Here is a 17,812-nt window from a genome sequence, read left to right as displayed (position 1 = left end):
CGGCCTGCGTCACGGACGCTGTCGGCGCAGCACCGGGCGCACGAAGAGCCCGATCAGCCAGGAGAACACGGCGAGCACGAACGCGCCCACGATGCCCCAGCCGAACGACTCGACCTGCAGCCCGAAACCGATCGTGTCCGAGATGCCGGCGACGATGAGGAGCAGCACCGCGTTGACGATCAGCGAGATGAGGCCGAGCGTCAGGACGTAGAGGGGGAAGGCGACGATCCGGATGATCGTGCCGATGACCGCGTTCACCAGGCCGAACACGAACGCCACGAGCAGGAACGTGAGCACGACGGCGGTGGTGTCGCCGTCGCCGAACGGGGTGACGGTGACACCGCTCACGATGAGCGTGGTGAGCCAGAGCGCGACGGCGTTGACGACGAGGCGGACGAGGAATGGCATGCCCCAATGATGCCCGTCGCGCCCCGGACGGGTGCCGGTAGCCTGTGCGCGTGACTGACGAGCGCGTGCACATCCGGCCCGAGGTGGCGGTCCTCCCCGCGTACAAGCAGGGTCGGCAGGCGGCGCCCGACGCCTTCAAGCTGTCGAGCAACGAGAACCCGTTCCCGCCGCTGCCGGGCGTGGTCGAGGCCGTGCAGGCGCAGACCGCCTACAACCGCTACCCCGACGCCACCGCCCTGGCCGTGCGTGCGGTGCTTGCGAACCGCGCCGGGCTCACCGTCGACGAGGTCCACGTCGCGCCGGGCAGTGTCGCGATCCTGCACGAGCTCGCGAAGGCGACGAGCGGCCCCGGCGACGAGATCGTCTACGCCTGGCGGTCCTTCGAGGCGTACCCGGGCGTCGTGACGGTCGCCGGTGCCACGAGTGTGCAGGTGCCGAACCGGCCCGACGGTGGGCACGACCTCGACGCCATGGCCGACGCCGTGACCGAGCGCACGCGCATGGTGATCGTGTGCTCGCCGAACAACCCCACCGGGCCGGTCGTCACCGCCGCCGAGTTCGACGCCTTCATGGCCCGGGTGCCCGCCACCGTGCTCGTGGTGCTCGACGAGGCCTACGCCGAGTTCGTCACCGAGCCGACCGCGGTCCGCGGCACCCCGCTGCTCGAGCGGTACCCGAACCTCGTCGTCCTCCGCACGTTCTCGAAGGCGTACGGGCTGGCGGGCCTGCGCGTCGGGTACGCGTTCGGTCCGGCGTACGTGCTCGACGCCGTCCGTGCCTGTGCGATCCCGCTGTCGGTGACGGCGCAGGGGCAGGCCGCGGCGCTCGCGAGCCTCGAGCGCGAGGACGAGCTGCTCGCACGCGTCGCCGAACTCGCAGCGAGCCGTGACCGCGTCGTCGCCGCGCTGCGCGGCCAGGGCTGGGACGTGCCGGATGCCCAGGGCAACTTCGTCTGGCTCCCGACGGGCGACCTGACGGCCCACGCGGCCGAGCGGTTCGAGGCCGCCGGCATCATCGTCCGGGCCTTCGGCAACGAGGGGATCCGGGTGTCGATCGGGGAGCACGAGGCTGTGGAAACGCTCCTCGAAACGGCGGGCTCGCTTGTGGGGGACCTCCAGGCGGCCCGGTAGCCCCTGGCGTTACGCTGACCGACATGTCATTCCACGCCGCGGCCCCCGCGACGGCCACCGTCCGGCTCCTCGACCCCGAGGGCCGGTTCGTGGAGACCGACGAGAACGCCGAGTACGCCGCCGCCGCGCGGGCGATCCCGGACGAGACCCTGCTGGCGATGCACCGCCGCATGGTGCTCACGCGTCGGTTCGACCACGCGGGCCACAACCTCCAGCGCACCGGTCAGCTCGGCCTCTGGGTCCCGAGCCACGGGCAGGAGGCGGCCCAGGTCGGCTCCGTCTTCGCGCTCCGCGCGCAGGACCACGTCTTCCCGTCGTACCGCGAGCACGCGGTGACGATGCACCGCGGCGTGGAGCCGATGGAGATCATCGCGATGTACCGCGGCCAGACGCACGGCGGCTGGGACCCGGACGAGCGCGGCAACACGCACATCTCGACGCTCGTGATCGGCTCGCAGACGCTGCACGCCACGGGCTACGCGCTCGGTCAGCAGCTCGACGGCGACGTCGGGACGGGCGACCCCGACCGCGATGCGTGCACGATCGTGTACTTCGGCGACGGCGCGACGAGCCAGGGCGACGTGAACGAGGCCTACGTGTTCGCCGCGTCGACGAAGGCCCCGGTCGTCTTCTTCCTGCAGAACAACCACTGGGCGATCTCGGTCCCCGTGTCGACCCAGTCGCCGACGCCGCTCGTCGACCGCCCGCGCGGCTTCGGCATCCCGAGCGTCCGTGTCGACGGCAACGACGTCCTCGCGTCCTACACGGCGTCCCTCGTGGCGACCGACCACGCCCGCAGCGGCCAGGGTCCCGCCTTCGTCGAGGCCGAGACCTACCGCATCGGCGCACACACGAGCTCGGACGACCCCACCCGGTACCGGCTCGACGACGAGCTCAGCTCGTGGGTCGAGCGCGACCCGATCGCCCGGTCGGCCGCCTACCTGCGCAGCCGGGGCGTGACCGACGAGCAGCTCGCCCGCTTCGACGAGGAGGGCGAGGACATCGCGGCCGACGTCCGTCGCCGCACGGTCGAGATGACCCCGCCGTCGCTGGACGTCATGTTCGACAACGTGTACCGCGAGCCGCACCCGGTCACGACCGCGCAGAAGGCCTGGCTCGAGCAGTACGAGGCCGGTTACGAAGGGGGCTCCCACTGATGAGCACCACCGAGCAGCTCTTCGACTACACGCTCCGCGCCCACCCCGGTGCGGGCGAGGTCCCCAGCGAGCCCGTGCAGAACCTCCCGATGGCCAAGGCGCTCAACGCCGGTCTGGCCGCCGCCATGACCGCCGACGACAAGGTCCTGCTCATGGGCGAGGACATCGGACAGCTCGGCGGCGTCTTCCGCATCACGGAGGGCCTGCAGGAGCGCTTCGGCGCCGAGCGCGTCCGGGACACCCCGCTCGCCGAGTCGGGGATCATCGGCACCGCGATCGGCCTCGCGCTGCGCGGCTACCGCCCGGTGGTCGAGATCCAGTTCGACGGGTTCGTCTGGCCGGGCTTCGACCAGATCACCTCGCAGCTCGCCAAGATGCAGAACCGGCTGCCGGCGCACATGTCGCTGCCGGTCGTCATCCGCATCCCCTACGGCGGGCACATCGGCGCCGTCGAGCACCACCAGGAGTCCCCGGAGGCGTACTTCGCCCACACGCCGGGCCTCCGCGTGGTGAGCCCGAGCACGCCGAACGACGCGTACTGGATGATCCAGGAGGCGATCGCGTCGAAGGACCCGGTCGTGTTCCTCGAGCCGAAGTCGCGCTACTGGCCGAAGGGCGAGGTCGACCTCGTCGGCGGCCACGTCCCGATGCACACGACGCGCGTCGCCCGCACCGGCACCGAGGTCACCCTCGTCGGTCACGGTGCCATGGTCGCGACGCTCATGCAGGCGGCCGACATCGCCGAGTCCGAGGGCACGAGCTGCGAGGTCATCGACCTCCGCTCGATCTCGCCCATCGACTGGGAGCCGCTCCTGGCCTCGGTGCGCAAGACCGGTCGCCTCGTCATCGCGCAGGAGGCCTCCGGCTTCGTCAGCGTCGGCAGCGAGATCGCCGCGACCGTCGCCGAGCAGTGCTTCTACACGATGCAGGCACCCCCGATCCGGGTCTCCGGGTTCGACGTCCCCTTCCCGGTGTCGAAGCTCGAACACCTCCACCTGCCGGACGCGGACCGTGTCCTCGAGGCCGTCGACCGCGCCCTCGCATACTGACCGAGCCGACCAGAACGCCGAAGGAGCCGCAGTGCCCGCCGCCGAATTCCCCCTGCCCGACGTGGGCGAAGGCCTGACCGAGGCCGAGATCGTGCAGTGGCGCGTCGCGATCGGGGACGAGGTCACCGTCGACCAGGTCCTGGTCGAGATCGAGACCGCGAAGTCGCTCGTCGAGCTGCCGTCGCCGTTCGCCGGCACCGTCACGGGCCTGCTCGTCTCCGAGGGTGACACCGTCGAGGTCGGCAAGCCGATCATCCGTGTCGACTCCGACGTGCAGGTCGCGGCCGGTGCCGCCGCGGGTGGTCAGCCTGGAGGCCCGGCTCCGGCCGTCGACGGCGCCCCGGCCTCGCCCGGTGTCGCCGTCGCCCCGCCTGCCGCGGTCGCACCCGCGGCTCCCGCCGCGCAGACCCCGCCGCCGCAGGCGGCCGCCGTCCCGGCCCCCGCCGTGGCGTCGACGGACCCGGCTGCCGCACCCACGCAGGCCGCGCCCGCCGCGCAGCCGAAGCACGCTGCTCCGGCGCCGGCGCAGCCGGTCGCCGACAACGCTACCGTCGTGGGGACCGACGAGTCGTCCGGTGCCGTCCTGGTCGGCTACGGGTCGGCCACCACGTCGCCGTCCCGTCGCAAGCCGGGCGCCCGCCGGGCCGCAGCGCTCGCGGCCGAGGCGAGCCGTGCCTCCAGTGCGGACGCCGTCGCCGCCGCCGAAGCCGCTTCGGACCCGGGCGAGGACAGCATCTCGCAGGCCGTCGAGGCACAGGGCAGCCGCCCGCGCAAGAAGGTGTCCACCGGCACGGTCCTCGCGAAGCCGCCGATCCGCAAGCTCGCGAAGGACCTCGACGTCGACCTCACCGAGGTCGTGCCGACGGGCCTCGCGGGCGAGGTCACGCGCGACGACGTCATCCGGCACGCCAAGCAGGCCAGCGTCTTCCGCAACATCGAGACGCCCGAGTGGGGCGACGTCCGCCGCGAGACCATCCCGGTCAAGGGCGTCCGCAAGGCCATCGCGAAGGCGATGACCACGTCGAAGTTCACCGCGCCGCACGTGTCGCTGTTCGTCGACGTCGACGCGACCCGCACCATGGAGTTCGTCAAGCGCCTGAAGTCGTCGCCGACGTTCGCCGGCGTCAAGGTCTCGCCGCTGCTCGTCTTCGCCAAGGCGGTCATCTGGGCCGTCCGTCGGAACCGGTCGGTGAACTCGACCTGGACCGACCAGGAGATCATCGTCCACCACTTCGTGAACCTCGGCATCGCCGCGGCGACCCCGCGGGGGCTCATCGTGCCGAACATCAAGGACGCGCAGGACATGTCCCTGTTCGAGCTCGCCAAGGCGCTCGAGGACCTGACGCTCACCGCGCGCGACGGCAAGACGACGCCGCAGCAGATGGCGGACGGCACCGTGACGATCACGAACATCGGTGTGTTCGGCATGGACACCGGGACCCCGATCCTCAACCCGGGCGAGGTCGCGATCATCGCGATGGGCACGATCAAGCCGAAGCCGTGGGTCGTCGACGGCGAGGTCCGGTCGCGCATGGTGACCACGATCGGCGCGTCCTTCGACCACCGGGTCGTCGACGGCGACGTGGCGTCACGCTTCGTCCACGACATCGCCTCGGTGCTCGAGGAGCCGGCGCTCCTGCTCGACTGACGCCACCACGTCCGTGCTGGTCCGGCCCCGGGCTGCGGGAAGCCGCAGTCCGGGGCCGGATCACGCGGGCGTCGCGTGGTGTTCACCCACTTGTCGGGGGTCCGGGTGATGATCGGACCATGGCCCACCAGCTCCTGACCCCACAGCAGGAGATCCGGACGGATCGCCTGGTGCTGACTCCGCTCACGCCCGCCGACATCGACGACGTGCACGCGGTGTTCTCCGATGCGCGGACCTGGGGGCACCTCCCCGCCGGTCGGCACGCCGACCGCGCGACGACGGTGGACCTGGTGCAGCGCAAGATCGGCGGTCGTGCCCGGCACGGCCTCGGATCGTGGACCGTCCGCACGATCCACGGCTCGTTCGTCGGCGTCGGCGGTGTCGACATGACCGTGGCGGGCGTCTGGAACCTCGGGTACCGGCTCGATCCGGCGGCGTGGGGTCAGGGGTACGCGAGCGAGCTCGCCGTCGTGGCCGTGGCCGAGGCACACCGCGCGGCCCCCTGCGCACCGGTGACCGGTCGGGTGCTGACGAACAACCCGGCCTCGGCGGCGGTGCTGCGGAAGGCCGGGCTCTCGCTCGTTTGGCAGGGACCGGCCTCGGCCGCTGCGCCGGAGGGCGTGCTCGGGCAGGTCTGGACGGACCGCGAGCTCACGGACGACCAGTTCGCCTGGCTCGTCCGCAACGCCGGACCCGGCGGCCGTCAGCGATCAGCCGTGAACAGCGCGTCAGCCAGCGGCCCGACGTCCTGCCGGAACGACCACCGCACCGTGTTCCAGTCGTGACCGCTCCCCGGCGCGGTCTCGATCGACACGGTGGCCCCGGCCTGCCGCGCGGCCGTACCGAGCTTCCGCGCGTTCGCGCTGAACTCCCGGTCGGCCGATCCCGCCGTCAGCCAGAGCGCGTGTCCGTCGAGCCCGTTGGCGTGCATCTGGGCGATCGGCGCAGCGGCCTCCCACCGGGCGACCGAGCCGCCGAACGCCTGGTCGGCGCTGTGCTGCGGCCCCTGGTCGTTGGGTTGCAGTTCGCTCGACACCGCCAGGGCCGCGCCGAACTCCGACGGGTGCCCGGTGGTGAACTGCATCGCGCAGGTCGCGCCCTGCGAGAACCCGGTCAGCCCCCAGGCCCGCCGGTCGCTCGTCGCGGGCAGGTTCGCGGCGATCCACGCCGGCACGTCCCGCGTGACGTAGGTCGCGACGTGCCCGAGCCGGGAGTCGACGCACATGGTGTTCCTGCCCGGCGCGGAGAGCTGGTCGACGCTGACGACGATCGGTGCGCGCCCGTCGTGGGCACGGGCGTAGGCGTCGAGCGGCTCGGCCAGGTGTCCGGCGGTGAAGAGGTCGCCCGGAGCGCCGGGCTGCCCCGAGAAGGCGATGACGACCGGCAGCGGTCGGGGGTGCCGCACCAGCGCCGCCGGCGGCAGCCAGACGACGGCCGGACGGGCGTCGAAGTGCGAGCGGGTGCCGGGGATGTCGACGGTGCGGACCTCGCCGGCAGCGGGCATCGCGTCGAGGGGCGCGGCATCCGGGTCGTAGGCGGGCCACGGGTTGCTCTGCACGACGGTGGCGAGGGTCGGGTACTTGGCGAACTCGACGTTGACGCCGAGCGCGGGGACGACGAGCGTCGCGGGGACGAGCACGGCGGCGACCACACGCCGCCAGCGCCCGCCCTGCACGATGCCGGTGACCGCGAGGGCGAGTCCGGCAGCCGCGAACGCGATCCACATCTGCGTGACCGGGCTCAGGGCGACACCGAACAGGTCGACGACGTCGGTCAGGAACCAGCACACGGCCAGGACGACGAGCACGGCGGCGGCGGCGACGGCGCCCCGGACCCCGACCCGCCGCCAGGCCGCGGGGGAGCGCCACGACCGGACCGCCGGCAGCAGCACGACCAGGGCGAGCACGACGAACGCCGTGTCGGCGGGGACGAGCTTCGACGGCGCCTGGAGCTGGGTGGCGAGCAGCCACTCGGTCGCACTCACGAGCGGGCGTCGGTGCCGGCGCGCTCGGCCGCTGCCGACACGTGCGCCTGCCGGAGCGCCCAGAGGTGCTTCGGACGGAGCCCGGGCACGTACGCCCCGGCGAGGGCACGGCCGACGCGCGGGACCTGCAGGGCGCTCGGCACGAGGAGCCAGAGCGGCTCGTGCCGGGCACCGAACTTCTCCTTGAAGCGCTGCAGCGACCGGAAGCCGTACACGGGCTCGAGCACCCGGGCGAGCAGCCGGGACCCGCGGGCGACCAGGGGCCCGGCGTCGTCGTGCACCGCGAGCGGGGTGCCGGACAGGCTGATCGTGCGGAGGCCGGCCTCGCGAGCGCGCAGAGCGGTCCGGGCGATCAGGAACTCCATCACGCCGGGCATCCCGTCGTCGGCGCGCCGCATGACGTCGAGGGTGTAGCCGACCAGGGCGCCGTGCTCGTGCACCGGCAGCCAGCTCGTCACCGCGTCGACCCGACCGTCCGCCGTGACCGCGAGCATCAACCGCACCTCGGGGTCGTCGAGCTCACGCAGTCCGCCGAGCGTGAAGCCCATCTCGGGCAGGCGTCGGTCGGCGGCCCACCGGGAGCAGACGGCCTCGACCTGGGCACGTCGGTCGGGGTCGAGCGCGTCGAGGGTGGTCCACTCGTCGCGGACGCCCTCGCGGTCGGCGCGGTTCGTCGCCGTCCGCAGGTCCTGGCGCTTCTTCCCGCGCAGGTCGAACGTGTCGAGGTCGAGCAGGCACTCCACCCCGACGGGCAGCGCCGTCCAGCCCTCGGCCACCAGCAACGCCCGCACCGGCTCGTGCACGCTCGTGAACGCGGGCACCCAGCCGTTGCGCTCGCAGAACGCCGTGAACGCGGCGAGCACGGCGACCCGGTCCCCGGTGGCGCAGGCGGGATCGGAGACGGTCAGGGCCACGTCCGCGCGGACCCGGTACGCCACCGCGCCCCGCCCCTCCGGGTCTGTCCAGGTCGCGTTGCCCTGCCAGGTGCCCATGTGCCCGAGTGACCCGGCGTCGCCGCGGCGGACCATGCCGAGGTAGTCGTCGCCGCACGCCGCCGCGGCCCGGAAGCGGCCGCGCACCAGGCGGTCCCGCAGGAGCACGACCGCGAGCAGCAGGACGGCGGGCACGAGCCACGCACCGAGCAGCGTGACCTGCCACTCGACGGCGTCCAGGCTGAGACCGTGCCACTGCACGGCCCCGTCGGACAGCGGTTCGATGAGGAACACGTCGGACACCACGGCGGTCAGCGTCACGAGCACGCCCGCCGCGAGCAGGATCCCCGCGCGCCGACCGCGCTGCACGAGCCAGGCGGACCCGAGCAGCAGCAGACCGACGACGAACGTGGCGCGGTCGCTCATGGCGTCGGCGAACGGGGACAGCACGCCGTCCGGGGCCGGGACCACGAGCGTGACCAGGGTGCCGGCCCCGAGCGCGACGAGCGCGCCGACGACGAGGGTGCGCGGATTCCGCGGCGCGGCCGGCGTCGCCCCCGTGGTCGTGGTGGCCGGACTGGAGGCGCGGTGCACGACGACCGCACCGGCCACGGTCCCGAACAGGGTCGCCAGGGCACGGGCCAGGTCCGAACCGTGGCCCGCGAACAGCACGAGCGTGAGCACCACGGTCCAGAGGACGGCGCGGACCCGGCGCCGCCGCTGCACGGGCAGGGCGGCGGACACCGCACCGAACAACGCCGTCGCGACGATCGACGGCGCGAAGAGCGGTTCGCCTGCGGCGGCCTCGGCGTGCGCCTCGCCCGCCGCCTGTCCGACCGTCACCGCCAGCAGGGTGACGAGCACCGCGAGCGCCGGTGCGCCGGTGCCGATGACGACGGTGCGGAGCGGGCCGAGGGACCGCTCGGCGAGCACGACCGCCACCACGACGGCACCCGTCGCGAGCAGGGCGATCGGTGGGTGGTGCGGGAAGTCCGGCTCCGCGTGGGCGACGCGGGCGGTGACGACGAGCACGACCGCGGCGACGGCCGTGGTCACCGAGACCGGTGCGCGTCGGAGGTGTGCGAGGAGGGATGCGGGTGCCACGGTGTCATCACAGCGCAGCCGCACCTGATCGCACATCGGACCGCGGCCTGAAGCCCGGTGGCCGATCGGCCACCCGGCGTCCTCCGGCCGTCAGCCTGCGGTCGGAGTGGGCACGTGCTCGACCGGCAGCCGGAGGTGGAGTGCGAACCCGTCGCCGGGCTGCGGACCGTGCTCCAGCCGTCCGCCGAGGAGCGACGCCCGCTCGCCCAGGCCGATGAGGCCGAGCCCCGAACCCGGCAGCTCGAGGCGGTCGGCCCGCGCCGGTCCGTTCACCAGGTCGACCAGCACCTGGTCGCCGCGCAGACGACCGCTCACCCGGACCACCGCGCCCGGCGCGTGCTTCCGGACGTTCGTCAGGCCCTCCTGCACGAACCGGTAGACCGCGCGCTGCACGGGGAGGGGCAGCGTGTCGGGCAGGTCGACGGCGACCGTGGTCTCCAGGCCGCTCGCTGCGACGAGCCGGGGCAGGTCGGCGAGCACGGGCTGCGGGGCCATCTCGCGGTCGGTGCCGCCGGACGCCCGCAGCACCTGCACCATCTCGCGCAGCTCCTGCAGGGTCACGACGCACAGCTGCCGGATCGTCCGCGCGAACGCCCGCTCGCGTTCGTCCCGCCCGGCCACCTGGACGCCGCCGGCCTGCACCGCGATGAGCGTCACCTGGTGCGAGACGACGTCGTGCATCTCGCGGGCGAGCAGGGCGCGTTCGCGGGAGAGCGCGACCTCGGCCGCGCGGCGGCGCTCCTCGGCCCGGGACGCCCCGAGCTCGGCGATCCGGTCGACCAGGTCGGCCCGGGTACGGACGAGCAGCCCCATCGCGAGCGGCCCGAGCGCGAAGATCGCCGCGTAGACGATCGAGACGACGATCTCGTCGAGCTGCTGCGGCGGCCCGACGACGAATCCGCTGAAGCCCACGAACTGCACGGCGGCGGCGAGGAGCATGAGCCAGCGCCGGTCGGTGCGCTCGCCGAGGGTGAAGAGGGCGATGCTGGCGGCGACCACGCCGGAACCGATGAACAGCCCGGGCATCGTCAGCGCGAAGGTGAGCACGGGCAGCCGGCGCCGGAGCACGAGCGCCACCGCGGCGACGACCGAGACGGTGACCTCGGTGGTCGTCGCTCCGGCGATGTCCAGCACGGCGTCGACGACGGCGGCCGCGAGGAACAGCGCGTCGACCAGCCACCAGGGGGCGGGGTGCGCACGTGCCCAGCGCAGGCCGGCGAGGACGAGGGAGTCGAGCCTCCCGTCCGTCCGCGCGAGCAGCGAGCGGACGCGTCCGGCCGTCGTCGGGTCAGCCATCGAGCAGCCCGGCGTCCGCCGCGCGCAGCGCCAGCTGGACACGGGTGGTGACGCCGAAGGCGGAGAGCAGGGCGCGGACGTCCTCCTTGACGGTGCCGGTGCTGACGCCGATGCGCTGGCCGATCTCGGGGTTGCTCGCGCCCTCGGCGACGAGTCGCACGACGGCGTGCTCCCGGTCGGACAGCTCCGGGGCGGGCGTCACGGGGCGGCAGGTGAACAGGCTGGTGCGGTCCAGGCCGGGCGCCAGGACGATCCCACCGCGGGCGAGGGCGCGGACGTACTCGGCGAGCGACTCCGGGTCGGTGTCCTTGAGCAGGAACCCGGCGGCGCCCGACTCCATCGCCCGTGCGACCACCTGGGTGTCGGTGTCGAACGTGGTGAGCATCGCCACGGCCGGCGGCTCCGGCAGCTCGCGGAGCGCGGCGAGCACCTCGAGCCCGTTGACCCGCGGCATGCGCACGTCGAGCAGGACCACGTCGGGGGCGTGTCGGCGGACCGTCTCGACGGCGTCGACGTCACCGCTCGTGGCGACGACGTCGATGTCCGGCGCCGCGCCCAGGATGAGTTCGAAGCCGTACCGGACGAGGGTCTCGTCGTCCACGATCACCACCGAGGTCACGGGCGTCATCCTGCCACGGCGTTGGCGATCGTCGAGGGAATCGCTACTGTGAGGAGGACTGGTCATGTCCGCCCAGTACCAGCGGCGGGACCACCCCGACACCCAGCGACGGAGCACGAGGACGCATGACGAGCCGCATCACCGAGGGTGCCGAACCGAAGCACCAGCAGTTGCGGCGGATCCTGCTCGACCTGGCGACGACACGGCTCGCGCCCGGAGCGGCCATCCCCTCGGAGCGGCAGCTCATCGCCGAGTACGGCGTCTCGCGGATCACGGTGCGCGAGGCCCTGGGGCAGCTCGTGAACGAGGGCTACCTGGAGCGCGTGCGCGGCAAGGGCACCTTCGTGGCACACCGTCCCGTGCGGTCCACGCTGCACCTGGCGTCGTTCACCGAGGAGATGCGGGCGCTCGGGCACGTGCCGACGACGGTCGTCCTCGTCCGCGAGGAGCGCGTCCCGCCGACCGACACCGTCGCGGCGCTGCGGATCGGCGAGGGCGACACGGCGTACCACCTCAAGCGGCTCCGGATGGCGGACGGGGCGCCGGTCTCGATCGACGACGCGTGGCTGTCGGCGTCGGCGTTCCCCGGGCTGCTGGAACGGGACCTGTCGGGGTCGGTGTACTCCCTGGCGGCGAACGAGTACGGCACACCCATCGACCGGGCGCAGCAGACGGTGGCGGCGACGCCCGCCGCCGACGACGTCGCGACCCTGCTCGGGACGAGGACCGGCGCGCCGCTGCTCGAGTTCGACCGGGTGTCGTACTCGGGCGACCGGCCGGTCGAGCACGCGCGCTCCTGGTACCGGTCGGACCGCTACCGGGTGCAGATGGAGGTCACCGCGAAGCGTGCGGTGGCGTAGCCGGGGCCGTCGCGGCGAGCCGGTGACCCGGCGGCCGGACCGCCGGCCGGCCGGCCGGACCGGGGCGCGGGAGCGACAGCGCTCGGCCACGTCCCGGCCGAGCGCTGTCGCTTCCCCTGCGTGGTCGCTCTCGTCGTGCTCGCCGGAGGCGGGCGTCAGACGGTGAAGAGCGTGTCGCCCTCGACGACGGTGGAGCCGACCGTGCCCTGGTCGACCGAGTCCGGCGCGGAGCCGAGCACGACCACCGGGCACACGGGCGAGTAGCCGGCGGCCTGGATCACCGACGGGGTGAACCGGACGACCGGGTCACCCGCCTGGACGGTGGCACCCTCGGCGGCGAGCAACTCGAAACCCTCGCCCGACAGCTTCACGGTGTCGATGCCGACGTGCACCAGGACGTCGGTGCCGGCGGCGCCCTGCAACGCGAACGCGTGCGGGTGCAGCTTCACGATGGTGCCGTCGACCGGTGCCACGGCGGTGACCGGCCCCTCGACGTCCGTCGGGTCGACCGCGACCCCGGCGCCGACGAGCTGCTCGGCGAACACCGGGTCGGGCACGTCGGCGAGTCCGACGACCGGGCCCGCGAACGGGGTCCGGACCACGGTCACAGTTCGTCCTGGATGTCCTGCGCGAGGTTGTCGGCGATCGGGCCGACGATGACCTGCCACCCGGTGCCACCGCCGACGACGGCCTGCGCGCCGGCGGCCTGCAGTGCGGCCTTGTCCACGAGGTCGCCGTCCTCGACCTCGACGCGGAGGCGCGTGATGCAGCCCTCGACCTCGTCGATGTTGTCGGCGCCACCCAGCGCGGCGATGATGTCGGCTGCCTTGATGTCGGCCATCGTTTCCTCCTCGTTACGGCTTCTCGCACCGGGTTGACACGCATCAGGTCGCAGGTTCAGACTACGGAACTGGTCATGACCGGACAGGACCGGACCGGCGGTACCGCCGAGGTTACCTGCGCCGCACGCACGACTCAACTCACCCCGAGCTCCACCCGACGACGAGAGGAACGCCGATGAGCACCGCTGCTGCAACGGACGTGCCGGAGAAGAAGACCCCGAAGAAGCAGTCCAGGCTCTTCGCGAACGCACAGCGGCTCGGTCGCAGCCTGCTGCTGCCCATCGCCGTCATGCCGGCCGCGGGCATCCTGAACCGCCTCGGCCAGGCCGACATGCTCGGCGCGATCCCGGGGTTCGAGCAGGGCGCCGCGGTCATCGGTGCCGCCGGCAACGCGATCTTCGCGTGGCTGCCGCTGCTCTTCGCGGTCGGCATCGCGATCGGCTGGGCGAAGAAGTCGGACGGTACGACGGCGCTCGCGGCGGTCGTCGGCTACATGGTCATGTACGAGGTCTGGAAGGTCATGTCGCCGATCGTCCTGGCCGGGGTCGAGGACGCGAACGGCGACCAGAAGATGATCAACTACGGCGTGCTCGGCGGCATCGTGATGGGTCTCGTCGCGGCGAACCTCTGGCAGCGGTTCCACCGCACGAAGATGCCGGACTTCCTCGGGTTCTTCTCCGGTCGTCGTCTCGTCCCGATCATCACGGCGGCCGCGGGGCTCGTCATCGCCGTGCTCATGTCGTTCGTGTACCGGTACTTCGACATCGCGCTGACGGCGGCCGGGCAGGCCGTCGCGGACAACGCGGTCCTCGGCGGCGGCATCTTCGGGTTCGCGAACCGCATGCTCATCCCGCTCGGACTGCACCAGCTGCTCAACTTCTTCCCGTGGTTCCAGCTCGGGAGCTTCCCGGGCGTCACCGGCGACCTGGTCCACGGCGACATCCCGCGGTTCCTCGCCGGTGACCCGACCGCGGGCATCTTCCAGACCGGCTTCTTCCCGATCATGATGTTCGCGCTGCCGGCCGGCGCCCTGGCCATCTGGCGGAACGCCAAGCCGCAGAACCGCAAGCTCGTCGGCGGCATCATGCTCTCCGCCGCGCTCACCTCGTTCGTCACGGGCATCACCGAGCCGCTCGAGTACTCGTTCATGTTCGTGGCGTTCCCGCTGTACGTCATCCACGCGGTGCTCACCGGCACGTCGTTGGCCCTCGTGAACGCGCTCGGGATCCGCGACGGCTTCTCGTTCTCGGCGGGGGCGATCGACTTCGTGCTCAACCTCGGCAAGTCGGAGGGAGGGCTCTGGCTCATCCCGATCGGCCTGGGCTACGCGGTCGTCTACTACTTCCTGTTCTCGTTCGTGATCAAGAAGTGGAACCTCCGGACACCGGGGCGCGAGGACGACACGATCGCCGACAACACCATCGACGCGGCCACCAAGCCCTGATCGCCGAGCCCTGATCGCCGAGTCCTGACCGCCGAGCCCCGACCGCGCACGCGGCCTCGGAGCGAAGGGGCGCGGTGCCGACCGGCACCGCGCCCCTTCCGTCCGGCCGGACGCGCACGAGATCGGTTTTGACAATCGTTATCAGGAAGGCCTACCGTCGTCCCATGCAGAACCGTCGTCTCCTCGCCCTGCCGCTCGTCGCCGGCGCCGCCGCCCTCGCGCTGACCGGGTGCGCCACGTCCTCGTCGTCCGGGAGCGGCGGGAGCGGCGGGAGCGACGACGCGACCGTGCGGATCGTCGCGTCGACGAACGTCTACGGCTCCATCGCCGAGGAGATCGGCGGCGACGCGGTCGAGGTCACGAGCATCCTCGAGGACCCGTCGCAGGACCCGCACTCGTTCGAGTCGAGCGCGCAGACCCAGCTCGCCGTCTCCAAGGCCGACCTGCTCATCGAGAACGGCGGCGGCTACGACGACTTCATGACCACCCTCGCGGACGCGTCGGACACCGAGGCCGACACCATCAACGTCGTGGAGCTCTCCGGACTCGACGAGGGCGGCGACTCGGAGTTCAACGAGCACGTCTTCTACGACTACCCGACGATGGTCAAGCTCGTGGCCGACGTCGAGCAGCGCCTGACGGAGCTCGACTCGGCGCAGGCCGACACCTTCGAACGGAACGCGGAGGCGCTCACCACGAAGCTCGAGGACCTCGAGTCGCAGACCGCCGCGGCGAAGGAAGAGGTCGACGGCGACGAGGTCTCGTACACCGAGCCGGTGCCGGGGTACCTCTTCGACGCCATGGGGCTCGTCAACGTCACGCCCGAGGCCTTCGCGGAGGCGATCGAGGAGGGCGACGACGTGCCGCCGGCGGCGCTCAACGACACCCTCAAGCTGTTCAGTGACAAGACCGTGGAGCTCCTCGCGGTCAACGAGCAGACCTCGAGCCCGGAGACCGAGCAGGTCGAGGAGGCAGCCGACCAGGCCGGGATCCCGGTGGTCGGTGTCACGGAGACGCTCCCGGAGGGGGAGGATTACGTCTCGTGGCAGCAGGCGAACATCGACGCGATCCAGGCGGCGCTCACGAAGTGACCTCGGTCGACACCCCATCGCGAACCGCCGCGGCCACCGGCCGTGGCGGTTCCGCCGTGCTCGCGCTCCGCGACGCCGGGCTGTCGTACGGCTCCCGGGCGCTCTGGTCGCACCTCGACCTGGACCTGGCACCGGGTGAGTTCGTCGCCGTGCTCGGACCGAACGGTGCAGGCAAGACCTCGCTCCTGCGCACCGTGCTCGGTCAGCAACGCCTGACCAGCGGCACCATGTCGTTCCTCGGGCAGCCCGTCCGCCGCGGCCACCGGAAGATCGGCTACATCCCGCAGCAGCGCCTCGTCGAGGCCGGCACCCCCCTGCGTGCGCGGGACATGATCGCGCAGGGCGTGACCGGCTCGCGGTGGGGCGTCCTGCCCGCCAGCAGGTCCGAGCGCGCCCGCATCGACCGCATCCTCGACGAGGTCGGCGCGACCGACTTCGCCGACGCCCCCGTCGCCGAGCTCTCCGGCGGCGAGCAGCAGCGCACCCGCGTGGGGCAGGCCGTCGCCGCCGACCCCGCGCTGCTCCTCTGCGACGAGCCCCTCATCTCGCTCGACCTCCGGCACCAGCGCGGGGTGACCGAGCTCATCGACCGGCAGCGTCGGCAGCAGGACGCCGCCGTGCTCTTCGTCACGCACGACGTGAACCCGATCCTCGACGTCGTCGACCGGGTCCTCTACATCGCCGGCGGCCGGTTCCGGATCGGCGCCCCGGACGAGGTCCTGCGCGCCGACGTGCTCACCGACCTGTACGGCACGCCCGTCGACGTCGTCCGCACGATGGGACGGATCGTCATCGTCGGCGCGAACGAGGCCCACGACCAGACCGGGGCGCACCACCACTGCGACCCGGACCCGCACGCGACCGTGCCGGACGAAGGGCGGATCTGATGGACATCTGGTCGACCGTCTTCTCGTTCCAGGACTACGGCGAGCTCCTCGTCCTCGTGCAGAACTCGATCTGGGCCGGCGCGGTGCTCGGCATCGTCGGTGGGCTCATCGGCCCGTTCGTCGTCGCCCGGAACATGCCGTTCGCCGTGCACGGGATCTCGGAGCTGTCGTTCGCCGGGGCCAGCGCAGCGCTGCTGTTCGGCGTGAACGTCGTCACCGGGTCGCTCGTCGGGTCGGTGGTCGCGGCGCTGCTCATCGGGCTGCTCGGCTCCCGTGCCCGCGACCGCAACTCGATCATCGCCGTGCTCATGCCGTTCGGTCTCGGCCTCGGGATCCTCTGCCTGGCGCTCTACAAGGGACGGGCGGCGAACAAGTTCGGGCTGCTCACCGGACAGATCGTCTCGGTCGACAACCCGCAGCTGGCCTCGCTGATCGTGGTCTCGGCGATCGTCGTCGTGACGCTCCTGGTCATCTGGCGGCCGCTGATGTTCTCGTCGGTCGACCCCGACGTGGCCGCAGCCGCAGGGGTGCCGGTGCGGACCCTGGCGATCGTGTTCATGCTCGCGCTCGGGCTCGCCACCGCCGTGTCGGTGCAGATCGTCGGCGCCCTGCTCGTGCTCTCGCTGCTCGTGACGCCCGCTGCCGCCGCCCTCCGGCTGACGTCGCACCCCGTGGTCGTCCCGGTGCTGTCGACGGCCTTCGCGGTGGTGTCGGTCGTCGGTGGCATCCTGCTCGCCATCGGTGGCGGGCTGCCGATCAGCCCCTACGTCACGACGATCTCGTTCGTGATCTGGGTCGTCTGCCGGATCGTCGGCAGTCGTAAGGACAGGCGCGGACGCGACCGGATCGCGGACCGCGAGCAGCACGACGGGGGTGCGCCGCGCCTCCGGTCCGACCGGGCAGACCAGGCGGCCGTGGGCCGCGAGGAGGGAGTCACCGCGTGAACGCCGTGCAGAAGCCGAAGCGGAACACCTGGCAGCGCGAGGCGGTGCGCACCGCGCTGTCCGGCACCGAGGGGTTCGTCAGCGCGCAGTCGTTGCACCAGCACCTGCGCGACGGAGGATCGACGATCGGACTCGCCACCGTCTACCGGGCGCTCGCCGACCTGGCGACCGAGGGCGACGCGGACTCCCTGCAGCAGGACGGCGAATCGCTGTACCGGGCCTGCACCACCGACCGGCACCACCACCACCTGATCTGCCGGAACTGCGGCCGGACGGTCGAGATCGAGGCCGACCCGGTCGAGCGCTGGGCGCAGGACGTCGCCGCCGCGAACGGGTTCACCAACGCCAGCCACGTGGTCGACATCTTCGGCGAGTGCGCGGCATGCAACGCGGCACGCACGGGCGAGTAGCCTCCCG

The 17,812-nt window shown here is 72.5% G+C and carries 18 protein-coding genes; 11 read left to right on the top strand and 7 right to left on the bottom strand.

Going from position 1 to position 17,812, the window contains the following annotated elements:
• Window positions 1-9: 9 nt before the first annotated feature.
• Window positions 10-408: a phage holin family protein gene (locus DEJ23_RS13525; protein WP_111240758.1), complete on the bottom strand. Its 399-nt coding sequence runs from the start codon at window positions 406-408 to the stop codon at window positions 10-12.
• A gap of 50 nt (window positions 409-458) precedes the next feature.
• On the opposite strand from DEJ23_RS13525, the gene DEJ23_RS13520 reads away from it, so the two are divergent.
• The 5 genes from DEJ23_RS13520 to DEJ23_RS13500 all read left to right on the top strand — a co-directional run bounded on the left by DEJ23_RS13520 (window position 459) and on the right by DEJ23_RS13500 (window position 6,177).
• Entirely contained in the window at window positions 459-1,538 is a 1,080-nt protein-coding gene (locus tag DEJ23_RS13520) for a histidinol-phosphate transaminase (RefSeq protein ID WP_111240789.1), read from the top strand.
• Between the two features lie 23 nt (window positions 1,539-1,561).
• Window positions 1,562-2,695, top strand: a complete 1,134-nt coding sequence (locus DEJ23_RS13515) for a thiamine pyrophosphate-dependent enzyme (protein ID WP_111240757.1) — start codon at window positions 1,562-1,564, stop codon at window positions 2,693-2,695.
• 89 nt (window positions 2,696-2,784) lie between these two features.
• Window positions 2,785-3,744 carry an alpha-ketoacid dehydrogenase subunit beta gene (locus tag DEJ23_RS13510; RefSeq protein WP_111240788.1) on the top strand — a complete coding sequence of 320 codons (960 nt, stop codon included), beginning with the start codon at window positions 2,785-2,787 and terminating at the stop codon, window positions 3,742-3,744.
• A gap of 31 nt (window positions 3,745-3,775) precedes the next feature.
• Window positions 3,776-5,392, top strand: a complete 1,617-nt coding sequence (locus DEJ23_RS13505) for a dihydrolipoamide acetyltransferase family protein (RefSeq protein WP_111240756.1) — start codon at window positions 3,776-3,778, stop codon at window positions 5,390-5,392.
• Window positions 5,393-5,511: 119 nt separating this feature from the next.
• Window positions 5,512-6,177 (top strand): GNAT family N-acetyltransferase, encoded by a 666-nt coding sequence (locus DEJ23_RS13500; RefSeq protein WP_111240755.1) that lies wholly within the window; start codon window positions 5,512-5,514, stop codon window positions 6,175-6,177.
• Here the strand turns inward: DEJ23_RS13500 and DEJ23_RS13495 are convergent.
• The 4 genes from DEJ23_RS13495 to DEJ23_RS13480 form a co-directional block, all read right to left on the bottom strand.
• On the bottom strand, window positions 6,096-7,376 hold the full coding sequence (locus DEJ23_RS13495) for an esterase family protein (protein WP_111240754.1): 1,281 nt from the start codon (window positions 7,374-7,376) through the stop codon (window positions 6,096-6,098). The two genes, DEJ23_RS13500 and DEJ23_RS13495, sit on opposite strands and share 82 nt — an antisense overlap.
• Window positions 7,373-9,412 (bottom strand): bifunctional lysylphosphatidylglycerol flippase/synthetase MprF, encoded by a 2,040-nt coding sequence (locus tag DEJ23_RS13490; protein WP_111240753.1) that lies wholly within the window; start codon window positions 9,410-9,412, stop codon window positions 7,373-7,375. The genes DEJ23_RS13495 and DEJ23_RS13490 overlap by 4 nt, the downstream gene beginning before the upstream one ends.
• A 90-nt stretch (window positions 9,413-9,502) precedes the next feature.
• A complete protein-coding gene (locus DEJ23_RS13485) occupies window positions 9,503-10,708 on the bottom strand; it encodes a sensor histidine kinase (protein WP_111240752.1) in 1,206 nt (401 codons plus the stop codon).
• The gene (locus DEJ23_RS13480; protein ID WP_220034235.1) at window positions 10,701-11,327 is read right to left on the bottom strand and encodes a response regulator transcription factor; all 627 of its coding nucleotides are present in this window, start codon (window positions 11,325-11,327) and stop codon (window positions 10,701-10,703) included. The genes DEJ23_RS13485 and DEJ23_RS13480 overlap by 8 nt, the downstream gene beginning before the upstream one ends.
• Window positions 11,328-11,452: 125 nt before the next feature.
• On the opposite strand from DEJ23_RS13480, the gene DEJ23_RS13475 reads away from it, so the two are divergent.
• On the top strand, window positions 11,453-12,187 hold the full coding sequence (locus DEJ23_RS13475) for a GntR family transcriptional regulator (protein ID WP_111240750.1): 735 nt from the start codon (window positions 11,453-11,455) through the stop codon (window positions 12,185-12,187).
• Between the two features lie 155 nt (window positions 12,188-12,342).
• On the opposite strand, the gene DEJ23_RS13470 is transcribed toward DEJ23_RS13475, so the two are convergent.
• Together DEJ23_RS13470 and DEJ23_RS13465 are read right to left on the bottom strand one after the other, a co-directional pair.
• On the bottom strand, window positions 12,343-12,795 hold the full coding sequence (locus tag DEJ23_RS13470) for a glucose PTS transporter subunit IIA (RefSeq protein WP_111240749.1): 453 nt from the start codon (window positions 12,793-12,795) through the stop codon (window positions 12,343-12,345).
• Window positions 12,792-13,028 (bottom strand): PTS transporter subunit EIIB, encoded by a 237-nt coding sequence (locus tag DEJ23_RS13465; protein ID WP_058741885.1) that lies wholly within the window; start codon window positions 13,026-13,028, stop codon window positions 12,792-12,794. The genes DEJ23_RS13470 and DEJ23_RS13465 overlap by 4 nt, the downstream gene beginning before the upstream one ends.
• Window positions 13,029-13,204: 176 nt before the next feature.
• Here DEJ23_RS13465 and DEJ23_RS13460 point away from each other — a divergent pair, with 176 nt between their 5' ends.
• The 5 genes from DEJ23_RS13460 to DEJ23_RS13440 all read left to right on the top strand — a co-directional run bounded on the left by DEJ23_RS13460 (window position 13,205) and on the right by DEJ23_RS13440 (window position 17,805).
• The gene (locus DEJ23_RS13460; protein WP_111240748.1) at window positions 13,205-14,473 is read left to right on the top strand and encodes a PTS transporter subunit EIIC; all 1,269 of its coding nucleotides are present in this window, start codon (window positions 13,205-13,207) and stop codon (window positions 14,471-14,473) included.
• Window positions 14,474-14,637: 164 nt separating this feature from the next.
• The gene (locus tag DEJ23_RS13455) at window positions 14,638-15,564 is read left to right on the top strand and encodes a metal ABC transporter solute-binding protein, Zn/Mn family (protein WP_111240747.1); all 927 of its coding nucleotides are present in this window, start codon (window positions 14,638-14,640) and stop codon (window positions 15,562-15,564) included.
• 56 nt (window positions 15,565-15,620) lie between these two features.
• Entirely contained in the window at window positions 15,621-16,451 is an 831-nt protein-coding gene (locus tag DEJ23_RS13450) for a metal ABC transporter ATP-binding protein (RefSeq protein WP_258375551.1), read from the top strand.
• Window positions 16,451-17,395 (top strand): metal ABC transporter permease, encoded by a 945-nt coding sequence (locus tag DEJ23_RS13445; protein ID WP_258375550.1) that lies wholly within the window; start codon window positions 16,451-16,453, stop codon window positions 17,393-17,395. The genes DEJ23_RS13450 and DEJ23_RS13445 overlap by 1 nt, the downstream gene beginning before the upstream one ends.
• Window positions 17,392-17,805 (top strand): Fur family transcriptional regulator, encoded by a 414-nt coding sequence (locus DEJ23_RS13440; protein WP_181429270.1) that lies wholly within the window; start codon window positions 17,392-17,394, stop codon window positions 17,803-17,805. Before DEJ23_RS13445 ends, DEJ23_RS13440 begins: the two co-directional genes overlap by 4 nt.
• Window positions 17,806-17,812 lie beyond the last annotated feature (7 nt).

The organism is Curtobacterium sp. MCSS17_008, assembly GCF_003234185.1.
Taxonomy (GTDB): Bacteria; Actinomycetota; Actinomycetes; order Actinomycetales; family Microbacteriaceae; genus Curtobacterium.
This window is presented reverse-complemented; position numbering and strand designations above follow the sequence as displayed.

Excerpts from the sequence above, each read along its gene's own strand:
- DEJ23_RS13485 (WP_111240752.1), bottom strand. The coding sequence starts at position 10,708 with ATGGCTGACCCGACGACGGCCGGACGCGTCCGCTCGCTGCTCGCGCGG.
- DEJ23_RS13445 (WP_258375550.1), top strand. The coding sequence starts at position 16,451 with ATGGACATCTGGTCGACCGTCTTCTCGTTCCAGGACTACGGCGAGCTC.
- DEJ23_RS13515 (WP_111240757.1), top strand. The coding sequence starts at position 1,562 with ATGTCATTCCACGCCGCGGCCCCCGCGACGGCCACCGTCCGGCTCCTC.
- DEJ23_RS13525 (WP_111240758.1), bottom strand. The coding sequence starts at position 408 with ATGCCATTCCTCGTCCGCCTCGTCGTCAACGCCGTCGCGCTCTGGCTC.
- DEJ23_RS13475 (WP_111240750.1), top strand. The coding sequence starts at position 11,453 with ATGACGAGCCGCATCACCGAGGGTGCCGAACCGAAGCACCAGCAGTTG.
- DEJ23_RS13455 (WP_111240747.1), top strand. The coding sequence starts at position 14,638 with ATGCAGAACCGTCGTCTCCTCGCCCTGCCGCTCGTCGCCGGCGCCGCC.
- DEJ23_RS13465 (WP_058741885.1), bottom strand. The coding sequence starts at position 13,028 with ATGGCCGACATCAAGGCAGCCGACATCATCGCCGCGCTGGGTGGCGCC.
- DEJ23_RS13500 (WP_111240755.1), top strand. The coding sequence starts at position 5,512 with ATGGCCCACCAGCTCCTGACCCCACAGCAGGAGATCCGGACGGATCGC.
- DEJ23_RS13460 (WP_111240748.1), top strand. The coding sequence starts at position 13,205 with ATGAGCACCGCTGCTGCAACGGACGTGCCGGAGAAGAAGACCCCGAAG.
- DEJ23_RS13510 (WP_111240788.1), top strand. The coding sequence starts at position 2,785 with ATGGCCAAGGCGCTCAACGCCGGTCTGGCCGCCGCCATGACCGCCGAC.